The following is a 14,023-nucleotide window of genomic DNA, read 5'->3' as shown; positions in this document are numbered from 1 at the left end:
CCACGGTCGCTCCGGTCAAACACGAATTGAAAGTTATCCACGGAGTCGTTAGATACGCGGCAACGTAAAGGATCTAGAAAAAATGCCCGAAACGATTGCCGAGGCGGTTTCCCGCCGCCGCACATTCGCAATTATTGCCCATCCGGACGCGGGCAAGACGACGCTGACCGAAAAACTGCTGCTGTTCGGCGGCGCGATCCAGCTCGCCGGTGAGGTGAAGGCGAAGAAGGACCGTATCCAGACCCGGTCCGACTGGATGAAGATCGAGCGCGAACGCGGCATCTCAGTCGTCACCTCGGTAATGACCTTCGAATATGACGGCAACGTCTTCAACATCCTCGATACGCCCGGCCACGAAGACTTCGCCGACGACACCTACCGCACGCTGACGGCGGTGGATGCCGCGGTCATGGTCCTCGACGCCGCAAAAGGCATCGAACCGCGGACGCTGAAATTGTTCGAAGTGTGCCGCATGCGCGATATTCCGATCATCACCTTCATCAACAAGATGGACCGCGAAAGCCGCGATCCCTTCGAGATCCTGGACGAGGTCGAGGAAAAGCTGGCGCTCGATACCGCTCCGATCACCTGGCCGATCGGCCGTTCGAAGACTTTTTGCGGCTCCTATAATCTGGCCGACAACACGGTTCGCGGCTCGGATACGGACGTAAAGGCGACGCCTGTCAACGGACCCCAGAGCGTTGCCGACCGCCTGCCGGAAAACGAACGTGCCGCCTTCGTCGAAGAGACCGAACTGGCGATCGAGGCCTGCCGGCCGTTCGACCGCAAGGCTTTCCTCGAAGGCCACATGACGCCGGTCTTCTTCGGTTCGGCTTTGCGGAATTTCGGCGTGCGCGATCTCATCGATGCGCTGGGCGATTTCGCCCCTCCGCCGCGCGACCAGGTGGCGGACATCCGCACCGTGCACGCGACCGACGACAAGATGACGGCCTTCGTCTTCAAGATCCAGGCGAACATGGACCCGAACCATCGCGACCGTATCGCGTTTGCGCGCATCTGCTCGGGCAAGCTGGAACGCGGCATGAAGGCGCGGCTGTCGCGCACGGGCAAGCAGCTCGGGCTAACAGCGCCGCAGTTCTTCTTCGCATCCCAGCGCCAGTTGGCCGATACTGCCTATGCCGGCGATGTGGTCGGCATCCCGAACCACGGCACGCTGCGCATCGGCGATACGCTGACCGAAGGCGAGCAACTGGTGTTCCAGGGCGTGCCGAACTTCTCGCCGGAAATCCTCCGCCGCGTGCGGCTGGAGGATGCCATGAAGGCGAAGAAGCTCAAGGAAGCGCTGCAGCAGATGGCGGAAGAGGGCGTCGTGCAGCTCTTCTCGCCGGAAGACGGCTCTCCGGCCATCGTCGGGGTCGTCGGCGCGCTGCAGCTCGACGTCTTGAAGGAACGTCTGCAGGGCGAATACGGCTTGCCGGTCTCCTTCGAAATGTCGCGCTTTTCGATCTGCCGCTGGATCTCGGCCGATCATCAGGCGGATCTCGACAAGTTCCTGACGGTAAAACGCGGCGATATTGCCCGCGATCTCGATGGCGATCCGGTTTTCCTGGCGCAGGACAGCTTCTCGCTGCGCTACGAGTCGGAGCGTTTTCCAGCGATCAAGATGGTCGCGATCAAGGAATATCAGGTCGCCAAGGCGGCCTGATACCATCCTGTGTTTTAGCCGAACTTGACCGCCGTCGTGTTGGAACCGCAGACCAGCACGCAGACGCGTTCGTCGGGGCCGGGAACATATTTGCTGGAAAGCAGGGCGGCGAAGGCCGCAGCGCCGCCGGGCTCGGCAACGATACGGGCGCCGGCCCACAGTGCCTTCTGAGCGGCGAGGATCTCATCGTCGGTCACCAGGATCGGTGGCTGGAGGAATTTCTGGGCAACGGGGAACATCAGTTCGCCGACCTGTTTCGGCGCAAGCGAATCCGCGGCGATGCCGCCGGTCGGCGCATCCACCGGGTGACCCGCCTTGAAGGCTTCGTAAAGGGTTGGCGCACCGTCGGATTCCACCGCGACGATCTTCACCCGTCCGCGGAACCAGGAGGCGATGCCGCCGATCAGCCCGCCACCGCCGACAGCGACCAGCAGCGTCGTCATCTCCGGCAGGTCGTCCTCGATCTCCTTGCCGAGCGTGCCCTGGCCGAGCAGGGTTTCCACCTGGTCATAAGCATGGGCGGCGATTGCCCCGCTCGTCGCCACATAGGTCTGGCTCGCGGCCAATGCATCATTGTAGCGATCGCCGCCGACCACCAGTTCCGCGCCATAGGAGCGAATGAGGTCGATCTTCGCCTGCGAGGCCACGCTCGGCACGAAGATATGCGCTGGTACGCCGAGCTTCATCGCTGCGTAGGCGACGGCCGCTCCGTGATTGCCGCCGGACGCGGCGACGACGCCTGCTGCCGGGACATTGCGCGTCAAAAGGTTGGTGAAGGCGCCGCGCGCCTTGAACGAACCGGAATGCTGCAGCAGCTCGAGCTTCAGGTCGACCGGCAGCGGTGCCCCGCCGAAATCCCGCATGTCGACGCGCATCACCGGCGTGCGGCGGATATGCGGACGGATGAGCGTTTCGGTTTCCGCGATACGTTCGGGCGTGACGGTATGTTCGATCGACATGATGGCCTCTTGGGAATGGAACGGCCATGGGTAGCCGCCAAGACGCCGAAAGAAAAGTCCCTTTAGGCGCCTATCCGTTCGCTGAGAAAGTCGACCACGGCGCGCACGGCCGGAAGCTGCCCGCGTCGATGCGGCATCAGGATCGTCGTGGTGATGCTGCCGGCGGTCCAATCGGGCAACAGGCGGATCAGCCTGCCCTCGGCAAGCGCCTCGCGGCAGACGGAAGTCGGCAGGCAGGTCAGGCCAAGGCCTGTCATCGTCGCCTTCATGATCACCATCGGCTCGTCGGCGGAAAGCACAGATTGAGGTGTCACCACAACCGCTTCGCCATCCCCGGAGGCCAGCTTCCAGACCGTATCTGTAGGGCCGGCGGTGACCGCCCTGTGTCCGGCGAGATCTTCCGGCCGCAGGGGTTCGCCATGGATGCGAACATAATCCGGCGAGGCGACGACGAAGAAAGAGTGCACCGCGAGCTTCTTCTGCAGAAGTGTCGAATCCGGCAGCGGCGCCTGATGGCTGCGTATCGCGATGTCGAAACCCTCCTGAACGATATCGACGAACCGGTCGCTGACATGCAGCGAAAGATGCAGCTTGGGATAACGGGTCGAAAGCTCGGCAAGATGATCGGCGAGTACGAATTGCGCGGTCGGCACCGCGGCCGTCATCCGCACGATGCCGCTCGGTTCGCCGAGATGGGTGCGAACGATGGTTTCCGCCATCTCCGCCTCGATCACCGATGCCTGCGCGTGCCGGAAGAAATCCCGGCCGAGGTCGGTCAGCGAGAAACTGCGGGATGTCCGCTGGATCAGCCGCACGCCGAGCCGGTCCTCGAGTTCCGCCACGCGTTTGCTGACGGTGGATTTCGGCACGCCGAGCCGGCGGCCTGCCGCGGAAAAGCCGCCATGCTCCACTGCCTGCACGAAGAAATAGAGATCGTTGAGGTTGGGCAAAGTCATTCTCAGCTTCCATACCTGTAGACTTAAAGGCGGAAAATTGGTGTCTACCGCGCCAGCGTCCACAAATTCATATTGCCGGGGCCTCAAAATTTCAATCCAAGGAGTATGAAAATGATACCGATCCTGTTTTACGGCGTACCGGAAGGATGTTCCTTCGGCTCGATCGTCGCGCTCGAATGGACCGGCGCGCCATATCGGCTATGCCGGATCGAAATGCCTAGCGTGGTTTCGAGCGACGTCTACAAGCCGGTCAATCCGATCGGCGAAACACCGTCGCTGATGCTGCCGGACGGCCGGGTAATGAGCGAAAGCATGGCGATCCTCAATCACATCGCCGCGCGCACGGTGGGCAAGGGCTGGGGTTTCGATCCGAAGTCGGAAAAATTCGACCGGATGAACCAGATGCTGGCCTTCCTCAATACCGCTTTCTTCAACGCCTTCGGCCCGCTCTGGCACACAGCGGAGCATGAACTCGACCCGCAGGCCAACCAGGCACTTCGCACCTATGGTATCGCCAAGGTCGAAAAGGCGCATGCGCAGCTCGAAAAGCTCCTTGGCGGCCACGAATGGCTGCTCGGCGACGAGAAGAGCTTTGCGGACGCCTATTTCGCGGGCATCGCTCGCTGGAACGATTTCCACAGGGTCGTCGACCGGACGCAGTTTCCGGCGCTCAACGCGCTTTACGAGCGCCTGCAGCAGGACCCGGCGGTGCAGTTCGCCTGGGCCATCGAATATCAGGAAGAGGCGCGGACGAGCGGCCAGTTCCTTGGCCATGTGAGCCTCGATGAAGCGCTCGGGTCTTTGAAGCAGGCGGCGTGATCGCCGATATCCATGCGCAGTCGTGGCGTCCCTGGTGGGCGCCGCGACCTGAGGTGCTTGTCTGAAATGATACTCGGATTTGATCCTTAGGGGTTCAACGAACTTACGCCGCGGTGAGGTCCTTGAGGAAGTCGTCGCACCAGCGTGTCACGTCGTATTCGAGGAGATGCTCCATCATCCGGCCCCAGCGCTCCTTGCGCTCTTCAATCGGCATGTTGATGCCGCGCGCGATCGCGTTTGCCGTGCCTTCGATGTCATAGGGATTGACCAGCAGCGCCCCACGCAGTTCCCGCGCAGCACCCGCGAAGCGCGACAGCACCAGAACGCCCGGGTTGTCCGGATCTTGGGCCGCCACATATTCCTTGGCGACCAGGTTCATGCCGTCGCGAAGCGGCGTGACGAGCCCGATTTTGGCGAGCCGATAAAGGCCTGCCAGAACGGGCCGGCCGATCGAGCGGTTGATATAGCGGATCGGTACCCAGTCGACCGTGCCGATCGCACCGTTCACGCGGCCTGCCTGCTCGGCCACCATGCGCTGCATCTGCTCGTATTCCGGCACTTCGGAGCGAGATTTCGGCGTGATCTGTAGATAGGTTACGCGGTTATGATGGGCAGGGTTGGATTTGACGAAGTGTTCGAAGGCATCGATCCGCTGGGTGATGCCCTTCGAATAATCCAGCCGGTCGACGCCGATGATCAGGTCCCGCCCTTCGATGCTCTGCTTGGCCTTGCGCACGATGACGTTGCTCGCGGCCTTCTTCGCATATTCCGCAAACATCGCCGTCTCGATGCTGATCGGGTAGTAGCCGCCCTTGAAGGTGCGCCCATAGGAGGTCAGTTTCCCGCCCTCGAGTGCGTCACCGATGCCCTCTCGCACAAGCCCGCCGACGAAATTGGCAAGGTCATGGTCTGTCTGGAACCCGACAAGATCGTAATACGACAGCCCTTTCATGATCTCCTCGTGGACGGGCATGGTGAAGAGCACGTCGGCCGGCGGCCAGGGAATGTGCAGGAAGAAGCCGATCTTGTTCTTGAGGCCCATCTGGCGCAATTCCGCAGCCAGCGGGATCAGGTGATAGTCGTGCACCCAGATGACGTCGTCGTCCTCTATGAGCGGTGCCAATTTATGGGCGATGAAGCGGTTGACGCGGAAGTACCCGGCCATCTCCTTTCGTCCATATTCCGCAAGATCCATCCGGTAATGACAGATCGGCCAGAGCACCCGGTTGGCAAACCCGTGGTAATATTCCTCGACGTCCGTCTTGGTGAGATCGGTGAGCGCATAGGTGATGTTGCCGTGCTGCTGCATGTCGAGCGGCGCCGGCTCCTTCGCGCCGCTGGATTTGCCGGACCATCCCATCCAGATGCCGCCGTGCTCCTCCAGAGCGGCCTGCAGCGCGACAGCCAGCCCGCCGGCTGGAGCATCGCCGCTCTTCTGCGGCAGGGAGACACGGTTCGAAACGACGACAAGTCGGCTCAAGATATTGTCCTTTCAGCTCACGCGGCGTCGGGCTTGACGCCACTCGCGAGCGCTTTGATTGCCGCGCGCAAGGCAGCGGCCGAGGGGAGGGTGGATTTGGCTTCCGTGTCACCCGGCGTCTCGGTGATGCGGATGGAATGGCCGCCGAGTTGGTTGGCGGTGCGGAACATCGCCTCGTCGGTCACGTCGTCGCCGATCGCGATCGGCTTGCGGCCCTTGAAGGGCGGTTGATCGAGAAAGGCCTGCAATGCGTGGCCCTTGCTCGCCTGGGCCGGCCTGATCTCCATCACCATCTTGCCGTGCTGGAGCGTGAAGTCGGGTCCTGCCATATCGAGGTAGCGGGGCATGGCCGCCTCGACCGCTTCGCGTTGCTTCGGCGCCTGGCGATAATGGGCGGCGACGGCCGCCCCCTTGTCCTCCACCAGAACGCCCGGCCACTGACGGGCTTCGCGGACAAGAGCCGCCTTCAGATCCTCGAACGCGGCACCGATCTCGACACGGCTGATCGCCCCGGAGGGATCGCGGCGCTCCGAGCCGTGCAGGCCTGCGATCGGGAATTTATACGGGGTGAAAAGCTGGTCGGCATAGGGAAGAGCCCGGCCTGTGACCAGCGCCAGCGCGCCGCCGAGGCTCATGGAAAGACGATGCAGGTTCTCGGGCAGATCCAGCGGTACGACGATCCCGTCCGGGGTCTCGGCAAGCTCGATCAGCGTGCCGTCGATATCGAGAAACAGCGCCCATCGCTCCGGTTCGAGCATCAGCCTGGCGAGAACGGAATCCCCCGGAAGGCGCGCTTCTGCAGTAGCTGGGCTCGGCTGTTCTTTACGCGACATGAGCCTCTATCTAGGCCGCCAAACTCCGGCGGCAACCTCGAAAGATCACGCTCTGTCGCAAAAAGTGATACATTCTTTAGCAAGAAGCTGGCATGTAACCATTGAATTCATGTTTCATTAAGCCTTTGTAGAGACCCTGAAATTCCTGGATTTTCAGGCCGCGGACGGGCGGCAACGTCGGAGCAGAAATACTCATGTGTCGTTGGGCAGCCTATCGCGGCGAACCTCTTTATCTCGAAGAACTCGTATCCTCACCGGCGCATTCCCTGATCGAGCAGTCTCATTGCGCCACCCGCGCCAAGACCGCGACGAATGGTGATGGTTTCGGAATTGCCTGGTATGGAGACCGGCCGGAACCGGGCCGTTACCGCGACATCCTGCCTGCCTGGTCCGATTGCAATCTGAAGAGCCTGGCGCGGCAGATCCGTTCGCCGCTCTTCCTCGCCCATGTGCGGGCGGCAACCAATGGCGCGACGCGGCGCGACAATTGCCACCCTTTCGTCCAGGGCCACTGGTCGTTCATGCACAATGGCCAGATCTCCGGCTTCGAGCGCATCCGCCGGCATATGGAGGGCATGCTTTCGGACGCGCTGTTCGAAGCCCGCAACGGCACGACCGATTCCGAGCTTCTCTTCCTGCTCGCCCTGCAATTTGGCCTGGATACCGATCCGTTCCAGGCCATGGAAAAGGCGATCGCCACGGTCGAGGACCTGTCTCTGGAAAAATCGGGCGAGGCGTTGGTGCGCTTCACCGCCGCCTATTCCAACGGCCGCGAACTTTATGCGGTGCGTTACGCTACCGACCATAAACCGCCGACGCTCTACGCGGCACCGATGGGCGGCAAGACGGGTTATTGCCTTGTTTCCGAGCCGCTCAACGATGAAGTCGATACCTGGGTGGAAATCCCGGACGGCAGCGCCGTCGTGGTTGGTGCCGATGGCCTGCAGGCCACGCTCTTCCGGCCGAAGGCGCTCTCGGAAGCGGCTTGAGATCTACCCGAGCTTCGAGGCGATCAGTGCCGCAAGGCGCTCTGCCACCTCGTCCTTGTCAAGCTCGGGCCATTCGTCGACGCCTTTGGCGCTGATGATCTTCACCCGGTTGCGGGTGCCGCCCATGATGCCGGTTTCCGGCGACACGTCGTTGGCAACGATCAGGTCGGCGCCCTTGCGCTCCAGCTTGGAGCGGCCGTTCTTCTCGACATCCTGGGTCTCTGCGGCAAAGCCGACCACCAGCTTCGGCCGCTTTTCGTGATGACTCACGGTCTTCAGGATGTCCGGGTTTTCGGTCAGCAACAGGGGAGGCGGGGCCTCGCCCGGCTGCTTCTTGATCTTCTGGCCGGCCGACGAGGCGACGCGCCAGTCGGCAACGGCCGCGACCATGACCGCGATATCGGCTGGCAGCCGGGAAATCACCGCTTCCAGCATTTCCTCGGCGCGTTCCACATGTACGGTCTTCACGCCGACAGGATCAGGTATGGTGACCGGTCCGGAGACGAGTGTCACATCCGCGCCGAGCTTTGCGAGTGCCGCGGCGATCGCATGGCCCTGGCGGCCGGAGGAGCGGTTGGCGATATAACGCACCGGGTCGATCGGCTCGTGCGTCGGGCCGGATGTGACGATCGCCTTTTTGCCGGTCAGCGGCTTCGGTGCGCCGTCCAGCAGTTTGACCGCTGCCACGACGATTTCCAGCGGCTCGGCCATGCGGCCGGTGCCCGCCTCGTTGCTTTCCGCCATCTCGCCCGCCATCGGGCCTATGAAATGGATACCATCAGCCTTCAGCGTTTCAACATTGCGCCTGGTCGCGGGCGCTGCCCACATCTTCGGGTTCATGGCGGGTGCGACCAGGACCGGGCGGTCGGTGGCAAGCAGCACGGCGCTCGCCAGATCGTCCGCCAGGCCATGCGCCATCTTGGCCATCAGGTCGGCGCTGGCGGGCGCGACGATCACGAGGTCGTTGTCGCGGGCGAGCCTGATATGGCCGACATCCTGCTCGTCCTCTCGGGAAAACAGATCGATATAGACGTGGTTGGCGGATAACGCGCCGACCGCGAGCGGTGTGATAAATTCCTGGGCCGCCTTGGTCATGATCGGACGAACCGATGCGCCCCGCTCGCGAAGCCGACGGATGAGATCGAGGCTTTTATAAGCCGCGATGCCGCCGGAGATGATCAGAAGAATATGCTTGCCGGAGAGTTCCATGCCGTTACCCGATACCAGAATGGCCGGAAGCTAAGCTTTCGGTCGCCAAGTTGCAATTGCCTTCCCCATTTGACGGCGTCACGGAACAGTTGCAGCCGATGGGAGTTCAACGGCAAAGGAGAGCCGTCATGAAAAAGAAGATCGTTCCGAAGAAGGTCGCGGGGTTCAAGGTGCCGAAATCCGTGCGCAAGTCGTCACTGCTGCGCAACATGCTGGCAAGCCGCACCGGTCGGCACATGCTGGCGAGAGCCCTCGTCGCAGGCGCCAATGCCGCCGCCGCCGTCCTGACCGACGAGCGGGCCGATGTCCGCAAGCCCGGCAAGATAAGCGGCCGCAGACGCGCCCTTGCCGCAAGTGTGGCAGGCGAGGCGATCGAGAGCGCAACTGCAGCAGCGATCGACGTCGTCACCAGCCCGACGCGCTCTCTCTTCAAGGCAAGCGCAAAGGCGAAGGAGGGCCGGATTTTCCCGGAACGGGTCACGCACTGACGCGAAGGCGGTTTGGACATCTTGCGCTAGATTCTGGACTGCATTACTCCTGTTTGCGGCCGGATGCGGCCAGCCGCCCGCGGCGCCTCAAGCGCTAAGGTGAACGCATCCACCGCCTCTCATCCTTTGCCAATCCGGCCAGCGATGACGAACGGATCAGCAATGCGGGCGCTGATTGATGAGCCCAAAAGGCTTTCGTTCGTCCGTTGAAAGGATGATGAGATGCGCGATTTCCGCGATGCAAAACTGATGGCGAAAAGCCTGCGCGAGGCGCTTGCCGAACGTAAGGTCGAGCTGACGCATAGCCAGGCCCTGGAACTGGTTGCGACGCAGTTCGGCTACGACAACTGGAATATCCTTGCTGCAAAGATCGACGCGTCAGAGCCGCAGCAGAGGAAGCCGGATGCGGTGTCGATCCAGCCGGCGATCCCGATCTTCCGGATATTCTCCGTCGACAAGGCGATGGAATTCTACCGCGATTTCTTAGGCTTTACCGTGGACTGGGAGCATCGCTTCGGCGAAAACTTCCCGCTTTATTGCCAGATCTCGCGAAGCGGCATGCTGATGCACCTCTCCGAACATGCGGGCGACGCGTCACCGGGAGCCAGGGTCTTCGTGCCGATGACGGGTGCGCGCGCCTTTCAGCAGGAACTGATCGGCAGGAACTATCAGTACATGAAGCCAGGGCTCGAACAGGCGGATTGGGGCCTGGAAGTGACGGTCACCGACCCGTTCAGCAACCGCATCACCTTCTGCGAGCGGGAGATCAAGCCGCAGGGCTGACCCGGCCCCTCAAGGCACAACGGGCGCTAACTCTTCTTCCTCGCCGTCGCGAGCGGCTCGGTCGTCAGCTTGAAATCCGTCATTTCCTTCGGTGTCAGGTAATAGAGCCGGTCCGGCGGCGTTTCGAGCGCATGGATCCAGAGCCCCGCACCGATGCCCATCTGGTCGAGATGCCGGGCGACCCGCGCCGTGGTCGTCTGCGCGGCGGACATCGCCTGTTCCGCCGACGGCCGGTCCTTGGCTCCGTTGAACACCTGGTGCACGCCGATCACGGCATCCTTTTCCGCCAAACGCCCGACGCCGCCGGCAAATACGATCGGGCAGGAAGAGGCGCAGAGCGCTTTTGACGCGACCTTCGTGTCGAGCTTCCTGTCGCGGATCAGCTTCGACATGGCGAGGGCATCGTCAACCGAGCCGCCGGGGGAGTTGAGCGTCACCGTCTTCACATATTCCCCGCGGGTCTCGATCTCCTTTGAGAAGCGGGCGGCGGCGCCCCGGTCGATCGTCCCTTCGGCGAGCAGCAGGCCGCCTGTGGTGAGCTCGAAGGTGATCGGCTTGCGCAGCACTTCCTTGGGGCTGGCGGGCTGCACCGGCGGTGCTGCGGGCACGCCTTCGGTCAGCGCCGGCGGCAGCACGGGCTGGTCCTCGTGCATCGGATCGAAGCCGGGCAAGGCGGCGTTCATCACCGTCATGTCGCGAATATCGACGACGAGGAACACCGCCGCGGCCGAGAGCAGCATGTAGAAGGCGGCGCGCATCAGCACGCCTTCGTCGAGTTTGCTGATCGCCTCACCGATCCTCATGCGTCCGGTCCCGGCTGCGCGACTTGAGGTCGATGGCGGTGATATTGTTCGGCTCGGTCTCCGGCGACAATTCCGGATTTGACGTTGGTGTTTCGCTCTTCGCGTCTGTTTTGGAAACGGCCTGTTCGATGGTGACGCCGCTGGCGGTAACGGCGCGCTGCACCTCCAGCGCCCTGAGAAGTTCGGCCGCCGTGATCCGTTCCGCGAAGGGTAGGTTTTCTTCCTGGCGGCGGATAGCGCCATGCACGACGGCCAGGATGAACACCATCACACCAGGCAGCAGGTCGATGGAAATAGCGCCGGCCCAGGCGGGAATGAAGTCCTGCGCATAACTCAGCACGGCTTCGGCGGAGGAGAGTGGCACGAAACGACGCTCCTGCACGGGCGGCCGGGCGAGGATTTCGTCGGCAGCCTTGGCGAGCGCCTTGGATTGCGCCGTGACCGAGGTACGCACCGTGTCCATTACCTGGTTCTGTCGGTTGACGAGATCGGCAGCGCCGCCATCCGGGACCGGCGCAATGAAGCCGAGCGACAGGTCGCCAGCCGCGCGGCGGATCGATGGTGCGATCGAGGTCTGGGCAAGCGAGGTGATGACGCCGGTCAGTGCCACGGCTTCGGTCGAAAACTGGTCGGCACGCGGCTCGATCGTGCCCGGCGCGGAAACCAGCGAACGCATCGTCTCAAGCCGTTTCTGGCCTTGGGCGAAGAGGTCGTCCACCTGTTCGCGCGAGGCATTGATGTTGGCTGAAAGCGACTTCATCTGCGCCGACATCTGGCTGAGAAGCTGCACGACGCTGCCCGATCCGGTCGTGCCGGTGAGCGAACCGGACTGGCGCTCGACGCCCGCAAGCTGGGCGAAACGTTCGGACGCGCGCTGGATATCCGGCAGCAGGCTTTGGGCCGCGAGTGCGTTCTGGTGGGCGCGGTCGAGATCCGCGGTATAGTCCTCGACCGTCTCGGAAAGATGCTGCTCCACGGCTGCGGAACCGGCAAGCGCCGCCGCATTCAGCCAGCTCGACATGGCAAGGATCATCGCAGCACCCACCGCCATGACGCCGAGCATGGCGGTGCGGCCGCCACGGCTCGTCACATGCGGGTAGAACCGGGCCATATAGGACCAGAAGGCATAGATGCCGACCGAGACCGAGGCGGAGTAGATGACCGCTGCAAAGAATACGGCCGTCGGCGACCCGTCGAGAATGCTGCGTGCCCCGAGATAGGTGTAGACGCCGGAGGCGAGCGCCAGGACGGCAAGCGCGAAACGGGTCATCGTCTCGACGGCCGCGACGCCGTCATGCAAGCGTTGAGTTGCGCCTAGCGCCATGAACTGTCTCCGAAAGGCGAATTCCAAAAGGAATGTATTCCTTAACAGAGGATGAGAACTCGGCGGAATAAAGGCCGCTTTGGAGTTGCACTATGGCGAAAACCCTTGTGGAGCAGGGTTTTTGCATCACTACGTGGCCCGGCAAAGCTCAGCTGAGCGTGAAGGCAATATAAAGCAGCGACAGCGCGATGATCCACAGCGCGACGCGTCCCGAACGATTGTGTCGCGCTTCCGACTTGCCGATGGCCTCTGTGGTCTCAGGATCGAAGCGCAGGCCGTGCTCGCTCATATAGACGAGTTCTTGGTGTAGCGTCTCCGTCTTGGCGGCGATCTCCGGCAGGGCTTCGGCGAGCTTGACGGCGGCTTTCACCCCGTCGCGCAGGTCCGAGACGATGCGTTTCGGCCCGAGATTGTCGCGGATCCATTGGCCGACGACCGGTTCTGAAGCCTTCCACATGTTAAAGCGCGGATCGAGCATGCGCGACACGCCTTCGACCACCACCATGGTCTTCTGCAGCAGGATCAGTTCGGTACGGGTCTGCATCTCGAACAGGTCGGTCACTTCGAAGAGCAGCGCCAGGAGCCGCGCCATCGAGATCGTTTCGGCCGGCTGGCCGTGGATCGGTTCGCCGATTGCGCGGATCGCCTGGGCGAAGCTCGCCACGTCGTGATGGGCGGGTACATAGCCCGCTTCGAAATGCACTTCCGCGACGCGCAGATAGTCGCGGGTGATGAAGCCGTAGAGGATTTCGGCGAGGAAGCGACGCTCTTTTTTGCCCAATCGCCCGACAATGCCCATGTCGACGGCGACGACCGTGCCGGCGGTGTCGACGAACAGATTGCCGGGATGCATGTCCGCATGGAAAAAGCCGTCCCGCAGCGTGTGGCGCAGGAAGGACTGGATCAGCACCTCGGCGAGCTTTTCGAGATTGTGGCCGGCGGCGCGAAGAGCCGCAACATCCGACATCTTGACGCCGTCGATCCATTCCATGGTGATAACGTCGCGGCCGGTGCGTTCCCAGTCGACCAACGGCACTCGGAACCCGGGATCCTCCTTGGTATTCTCGGCAATCTCCGAAAGCGCCGCGGCCTCCAGGCGCAGGTCCATTTCCACCTTGGTGGTCTGTTCGAGCGTCCGCGTCACCTCGATGGGCCTTAAGCGCCGGCTGGAGCGCATGAAGCGTTCCTGCATGCGCGCCAGGAGATACATGCTTTCGATGTCATGGGCGAAGCGCTGGCGCACGCCCGGGCGCACCACCTTGATGGCCACTTTCCTGTCATTGACGACGCCGGGATGGACCTGGGCGATCGAGGCCGCGGCGATCGGCTCGTCGAAGGAAGAATAGAGATCGCCGATTGTTCGGCCGAGCGATGCCTCGACCGCCGCCTTCGCAATCGCGGTCGGGAAGAAGGCCATCCGGTCCTGCAGCATGGCGAGATCGACGGCCCAGTCGACACCGACGACATCCGGACGGGTCGCCAGGAACTGGCCGATCTTGACATAGGAAGGCCCCAGCCGGTCGACGGCGCGGGTCAGCCGCTCGCTGCGCGCCTGCGTTTTGGAGCGGAACCGCGCCAAGGGCTCCACCAGAGCCTTGATGAGGCCGACGGAGGGCGGCATGTCCTGGGTCGGCAGTGCCGATACCACGCCCTCGCGCACCAGAACCCAGCCGACGCGGGCAAGCCGGAAATAAGCGCCGATCGTGCTCATGCG

13 protein-coding genes are annotated in these 14,023 nt (G+C 62.7%); 5 read left to right on the top strand and 8 right to left on the bottom strand.

Annotated elements, in window-relative coordinates; genetic code table 11:
* Positions 1–82: 82 nt before the first annotated feature.
* Positions 83–1,666 (top strand): peptide chain release factor 3, encoded by a 1,584-nt coding sequence (locus AC1DLT_RS06900; RefSeq protein ID WP_477486273.1) that lies wholly within the window; start codon positions 83–85, stop codon positions 1,664–1,666.
* 14 nt (positions 1,667–1,680) lie between these two features.
* On the opposite strand, the gene AC1DLT_RS06895 is transcribed toward AC1DLT_RS06900, so the two are convergent.
* Complete coding sequence (locus AC1DLT_RS06895) at positions 1,681–2,625, bottom strand: threonine/serine dehydratase (RefSeq protein WP_477486272.1); 945 nt, start codon at positions 2,623–2,625, stop codon at positions 1,681–1,683.
* Between the two features lie 62 nt (positions 2,626–2,687).
* The gene (locus AC1DLT_RS06890) at positions 2,688–3,581 is read right to left on the bottom strand and encodes a LysR substrate-binding domain-containing protein (RefSeq protein WP_477486271.1); all 894 of its coding nucleotides are present in this window, start codon (positions 3,579–3,581) and stop codon (positions 2,688–2,690) included.
* A 111-nt stretch (positions 3,582–3,692) separates the two neighbouring features.
* Between AC1DLT_RS06890 and AC1DLT_RS06885 the strand changes: the two genes are divergently transcribed.
* Complete coding sequence (locus AC1DLT_RS06885) at positions 3,693–4,400, top strand: glutathione S-transferase family protein (RefSeq protein ID WP_477486270.1); 708 nt, start codon at positions 3,693–3,695, stop codon at positions 4,398–4,400.
* A gap of 103 nt (positions 4,401–4,503) precedes the next feature.
* On the opposite strand, the gene otsA is transcribed toward AC1DLT_RS06885, so the two are convergent.
* A complete protein-coding gene (gene otsA, locus AC1DLT_RS06880; protein ID WP_247136135.1) occupies positions 4,504–5,880 on the bottom strand; it encodes an alpha,alpha-trehalose-phosphate synthase (UDP-forming) in 1,377 nt (458 codons plus the stop codon).
* A gap of 17 nt (positions 5,881–5,897) precedes the next feature.
* Positions 5,898–6,713, bottom strand: coding sequence for a trehalose-phosphatase (gene otsB, locus AC1DLT_RS06875; protein ID WP_477486269.1), 816 nt, complete (start codon positions 6,711–6,713; stop codon positions 5,898–5,900).
* A 194-nt stretch (positions 6,714–6,907) separates the two neighbouring features.
* On the opposite strand from otsB, the gene AC1DLT_RS06870 reads away from it, so the two are divergent.
* Entirely contained in the window at positions 6,908–7,702 is a 795-nt protein-coding gene (locus AC1DLT_RS06870) for a class II glutamine amidotransferase (protein ID WP_038548565.1), read from the top strand.
* Positions 7,703–7,705: 3 nt separating this feature from the next.
* Here the strand turns inward: AC1DLT_RS06870 and coaBC are convergent, their stop codons facing one another.
* Positions 7,706–8,911: a bifunctional phosphopantothenoylcysteine decarboxylase/phosphopantothenate--cysteine ligase CoaBC gene (gene coaBC, locus AC1DLT_RS06865; protein WP_477486268.1), complete on the bottom strand. Its 1,206-nt coding sequence runs from the start codon at positions 8,909–8,911 to the stop codon at positions 7,706–7,708.
* 128 nt (positions 8,912–9,039) lie between these two features.
* Between coaBC and AC1DLT_RS06860 the strand changes: the two genes are divergently transcribed.
* Both AC1DLT_RS06860 and AC1DLT_RS06855 read left to right on the top strand, forming a co-directional pair.
* On the top strand, positions 9,040–9,399 hold the full coding sequence (locus tag AC1DLT_RS06860) for a hypothetical protein (protein WP_477486267.1): 360 nt from the start codon (positions 9,040–9,042) through the stop codon (positions 9,397–9,399).
* A 222-nt stretch (positions 9,400–9,621) separates the two neighbouring features.
* Complete coding sequence (locus AC1DLT_RS06855) at positions 9,622–10,182, top strand: glyoxalase superfamily protein (protein ID WP_477486266.1); 561 nt, start codon at positions 9,622–9,624, stop codon at positions 10,180–10,182.
* Between the two features lie 26 nt (positions 10,183–10,208).
* On the opposite strand, the gene AC1DLT_RS06850 is transcribed toward AC1DLT_RS06855, so the two are convergent.
* The 3 genes from AC1DLT_RS06850 to ubiB form a co-directional block, all read right to left on the bottom strand.
* On the bottom strand, positions 10,209–10,985 hold the full coding sequence (locus AC1DLT_RS06850) for a COG3904 family protein (protein ID WP_477486265.1): 777 nt from the start codon (positions 10,983–10,985) through the stop codon (positions 10,209–10,211).
* A complete protein-coding gene (locus tag AC1DLT_RS06845; RefSeq protein WP_477486264.1) occupies positions 10,972–12,309 on the bottom strand; it encodes a hypothetical protein in 1,338 nt (445 codons plus the stop codon). Before AC1DLT_RS06845 ends, AC1DLT_RS06850 begins: the two co-directional genes overlap by 14 nt.
* Before the next feature lie 148 nt (positions 12,310–12,457).
* Positions 12,458–14,020, bottom strand: a complete 1,563-nt coding sequence (ubiB, locus tag AC1DLT_RS06840) for a 2-polyprenylphenol 6-hydroxylase (RefSeq protein ID WP_038548582.1) — start codon at positions 14,018–14,020, stop codon at positions 12,458–12,460.
* Between the last annotated feature and the right edge of the window lie 3 nt (positions 14,021–14,023).

The organism is Neorhizobium sp. 05N33, from assembly GCF_056397445.1.
The sequence above is the reverse complement of the archived record's forward strand: the minus strand, read 5'-3'. Positions and strand labels throughout refer to the sequence as shown.

What these genes read in the sequence shown, in the direction of transcription:
- AC1DLT_RS06885 (WP_477486270.1), top strand. Translation starts at nt 3,693, where the DNA reads ATGATACCGATCCTGTTTTACGGCGTACCGGAAGGATGTTCCTTCGGC.
- otsB (WP_477486269.1), bottom strand. Translation starts at nt 6,713, where the DNA reads ATGTCGCGTAAAGAACAGCCGAGCCCAGCTACTGCAGAAGCGCGCCTT.
- AC1DLT_RS06900 (WP_477486273.1), top strand. Translation starts at nt 83, where the DNA reads ATGCCCGAAACGATTGCCGAGGCGGTTTCCCGCCGCCGCACATTCGCA.
- coaBC (WP_477486268.1), bottom strand. Translation starts at nt 8,911, where the DNA reads ATGGAACTCTCCGGCAAGCATATTCTTCTGATCATCTCCGGCGGCATC.
- AC1DLT_RS06890 (WP_477486271.1), bottom strand. Translation starts at nt 3,581, where the DNA reads ATGACTTTGCCCAACCTCAACGATCTCTATTTCTTCGTGCAGGCAGTG.
- AC1DLT_RS06850 (WP_477486265.1), bottom strand. Translation starts at nt 10,985, where the DNA reads ATGAGGATCGGTGAGGCGATCAGCAAACTCGACGAAGGCGTGCTGATG.
- AC1DLT_RS06895 (WP_477486272.1), bottom strand. Translation starts at nt 2,625, where the DNA reads ATGTCGATCGAACATACCGTCACGCCCGAACGTATCGCGGAAACCGAA.
- AC1DLT_RS06855 (WP_477486266.1), top strand. Translation starts at nt 9,622, where the DNA reads ATGCGCGATTTCCGCGATGCAAAACTGATGGCGAAAAGCCTGCGCGAG.
- ubiB (WP_038548582.1), bottom strand. Translation starts at nt 14,020, where the DNA reads ATGAGCACGATCGGCGCTTATTTCCGGCTTGCCCGCGTCGGCTGGGTT.
- AC1DLT_RS06845 (WP_477486264.1), bottom strand. Translation starts at nt 12,309, where the DNA reads ATGGCGCTAGGCGCAACTCAACGCTTGCATGACGGCGTCGCGGCCGTC.
- AC1DLT_RS06860 (WP_477486267.1), top strand. Translation starts at nt 9,040, where the DNA reads ATGAAAAAGAAGATCGTTCCGAAGAAGGTCGCGGGGTTCAAGGTGCCG.
- AC1DLT_RS06870 (WP_038548565.1), top strand. Translation starts at nt 6,908, where the DNA reads ATGTGTCGTTGGGCAGCCTATCGCGGCGAACCTCTTTATCTCGAAGAA.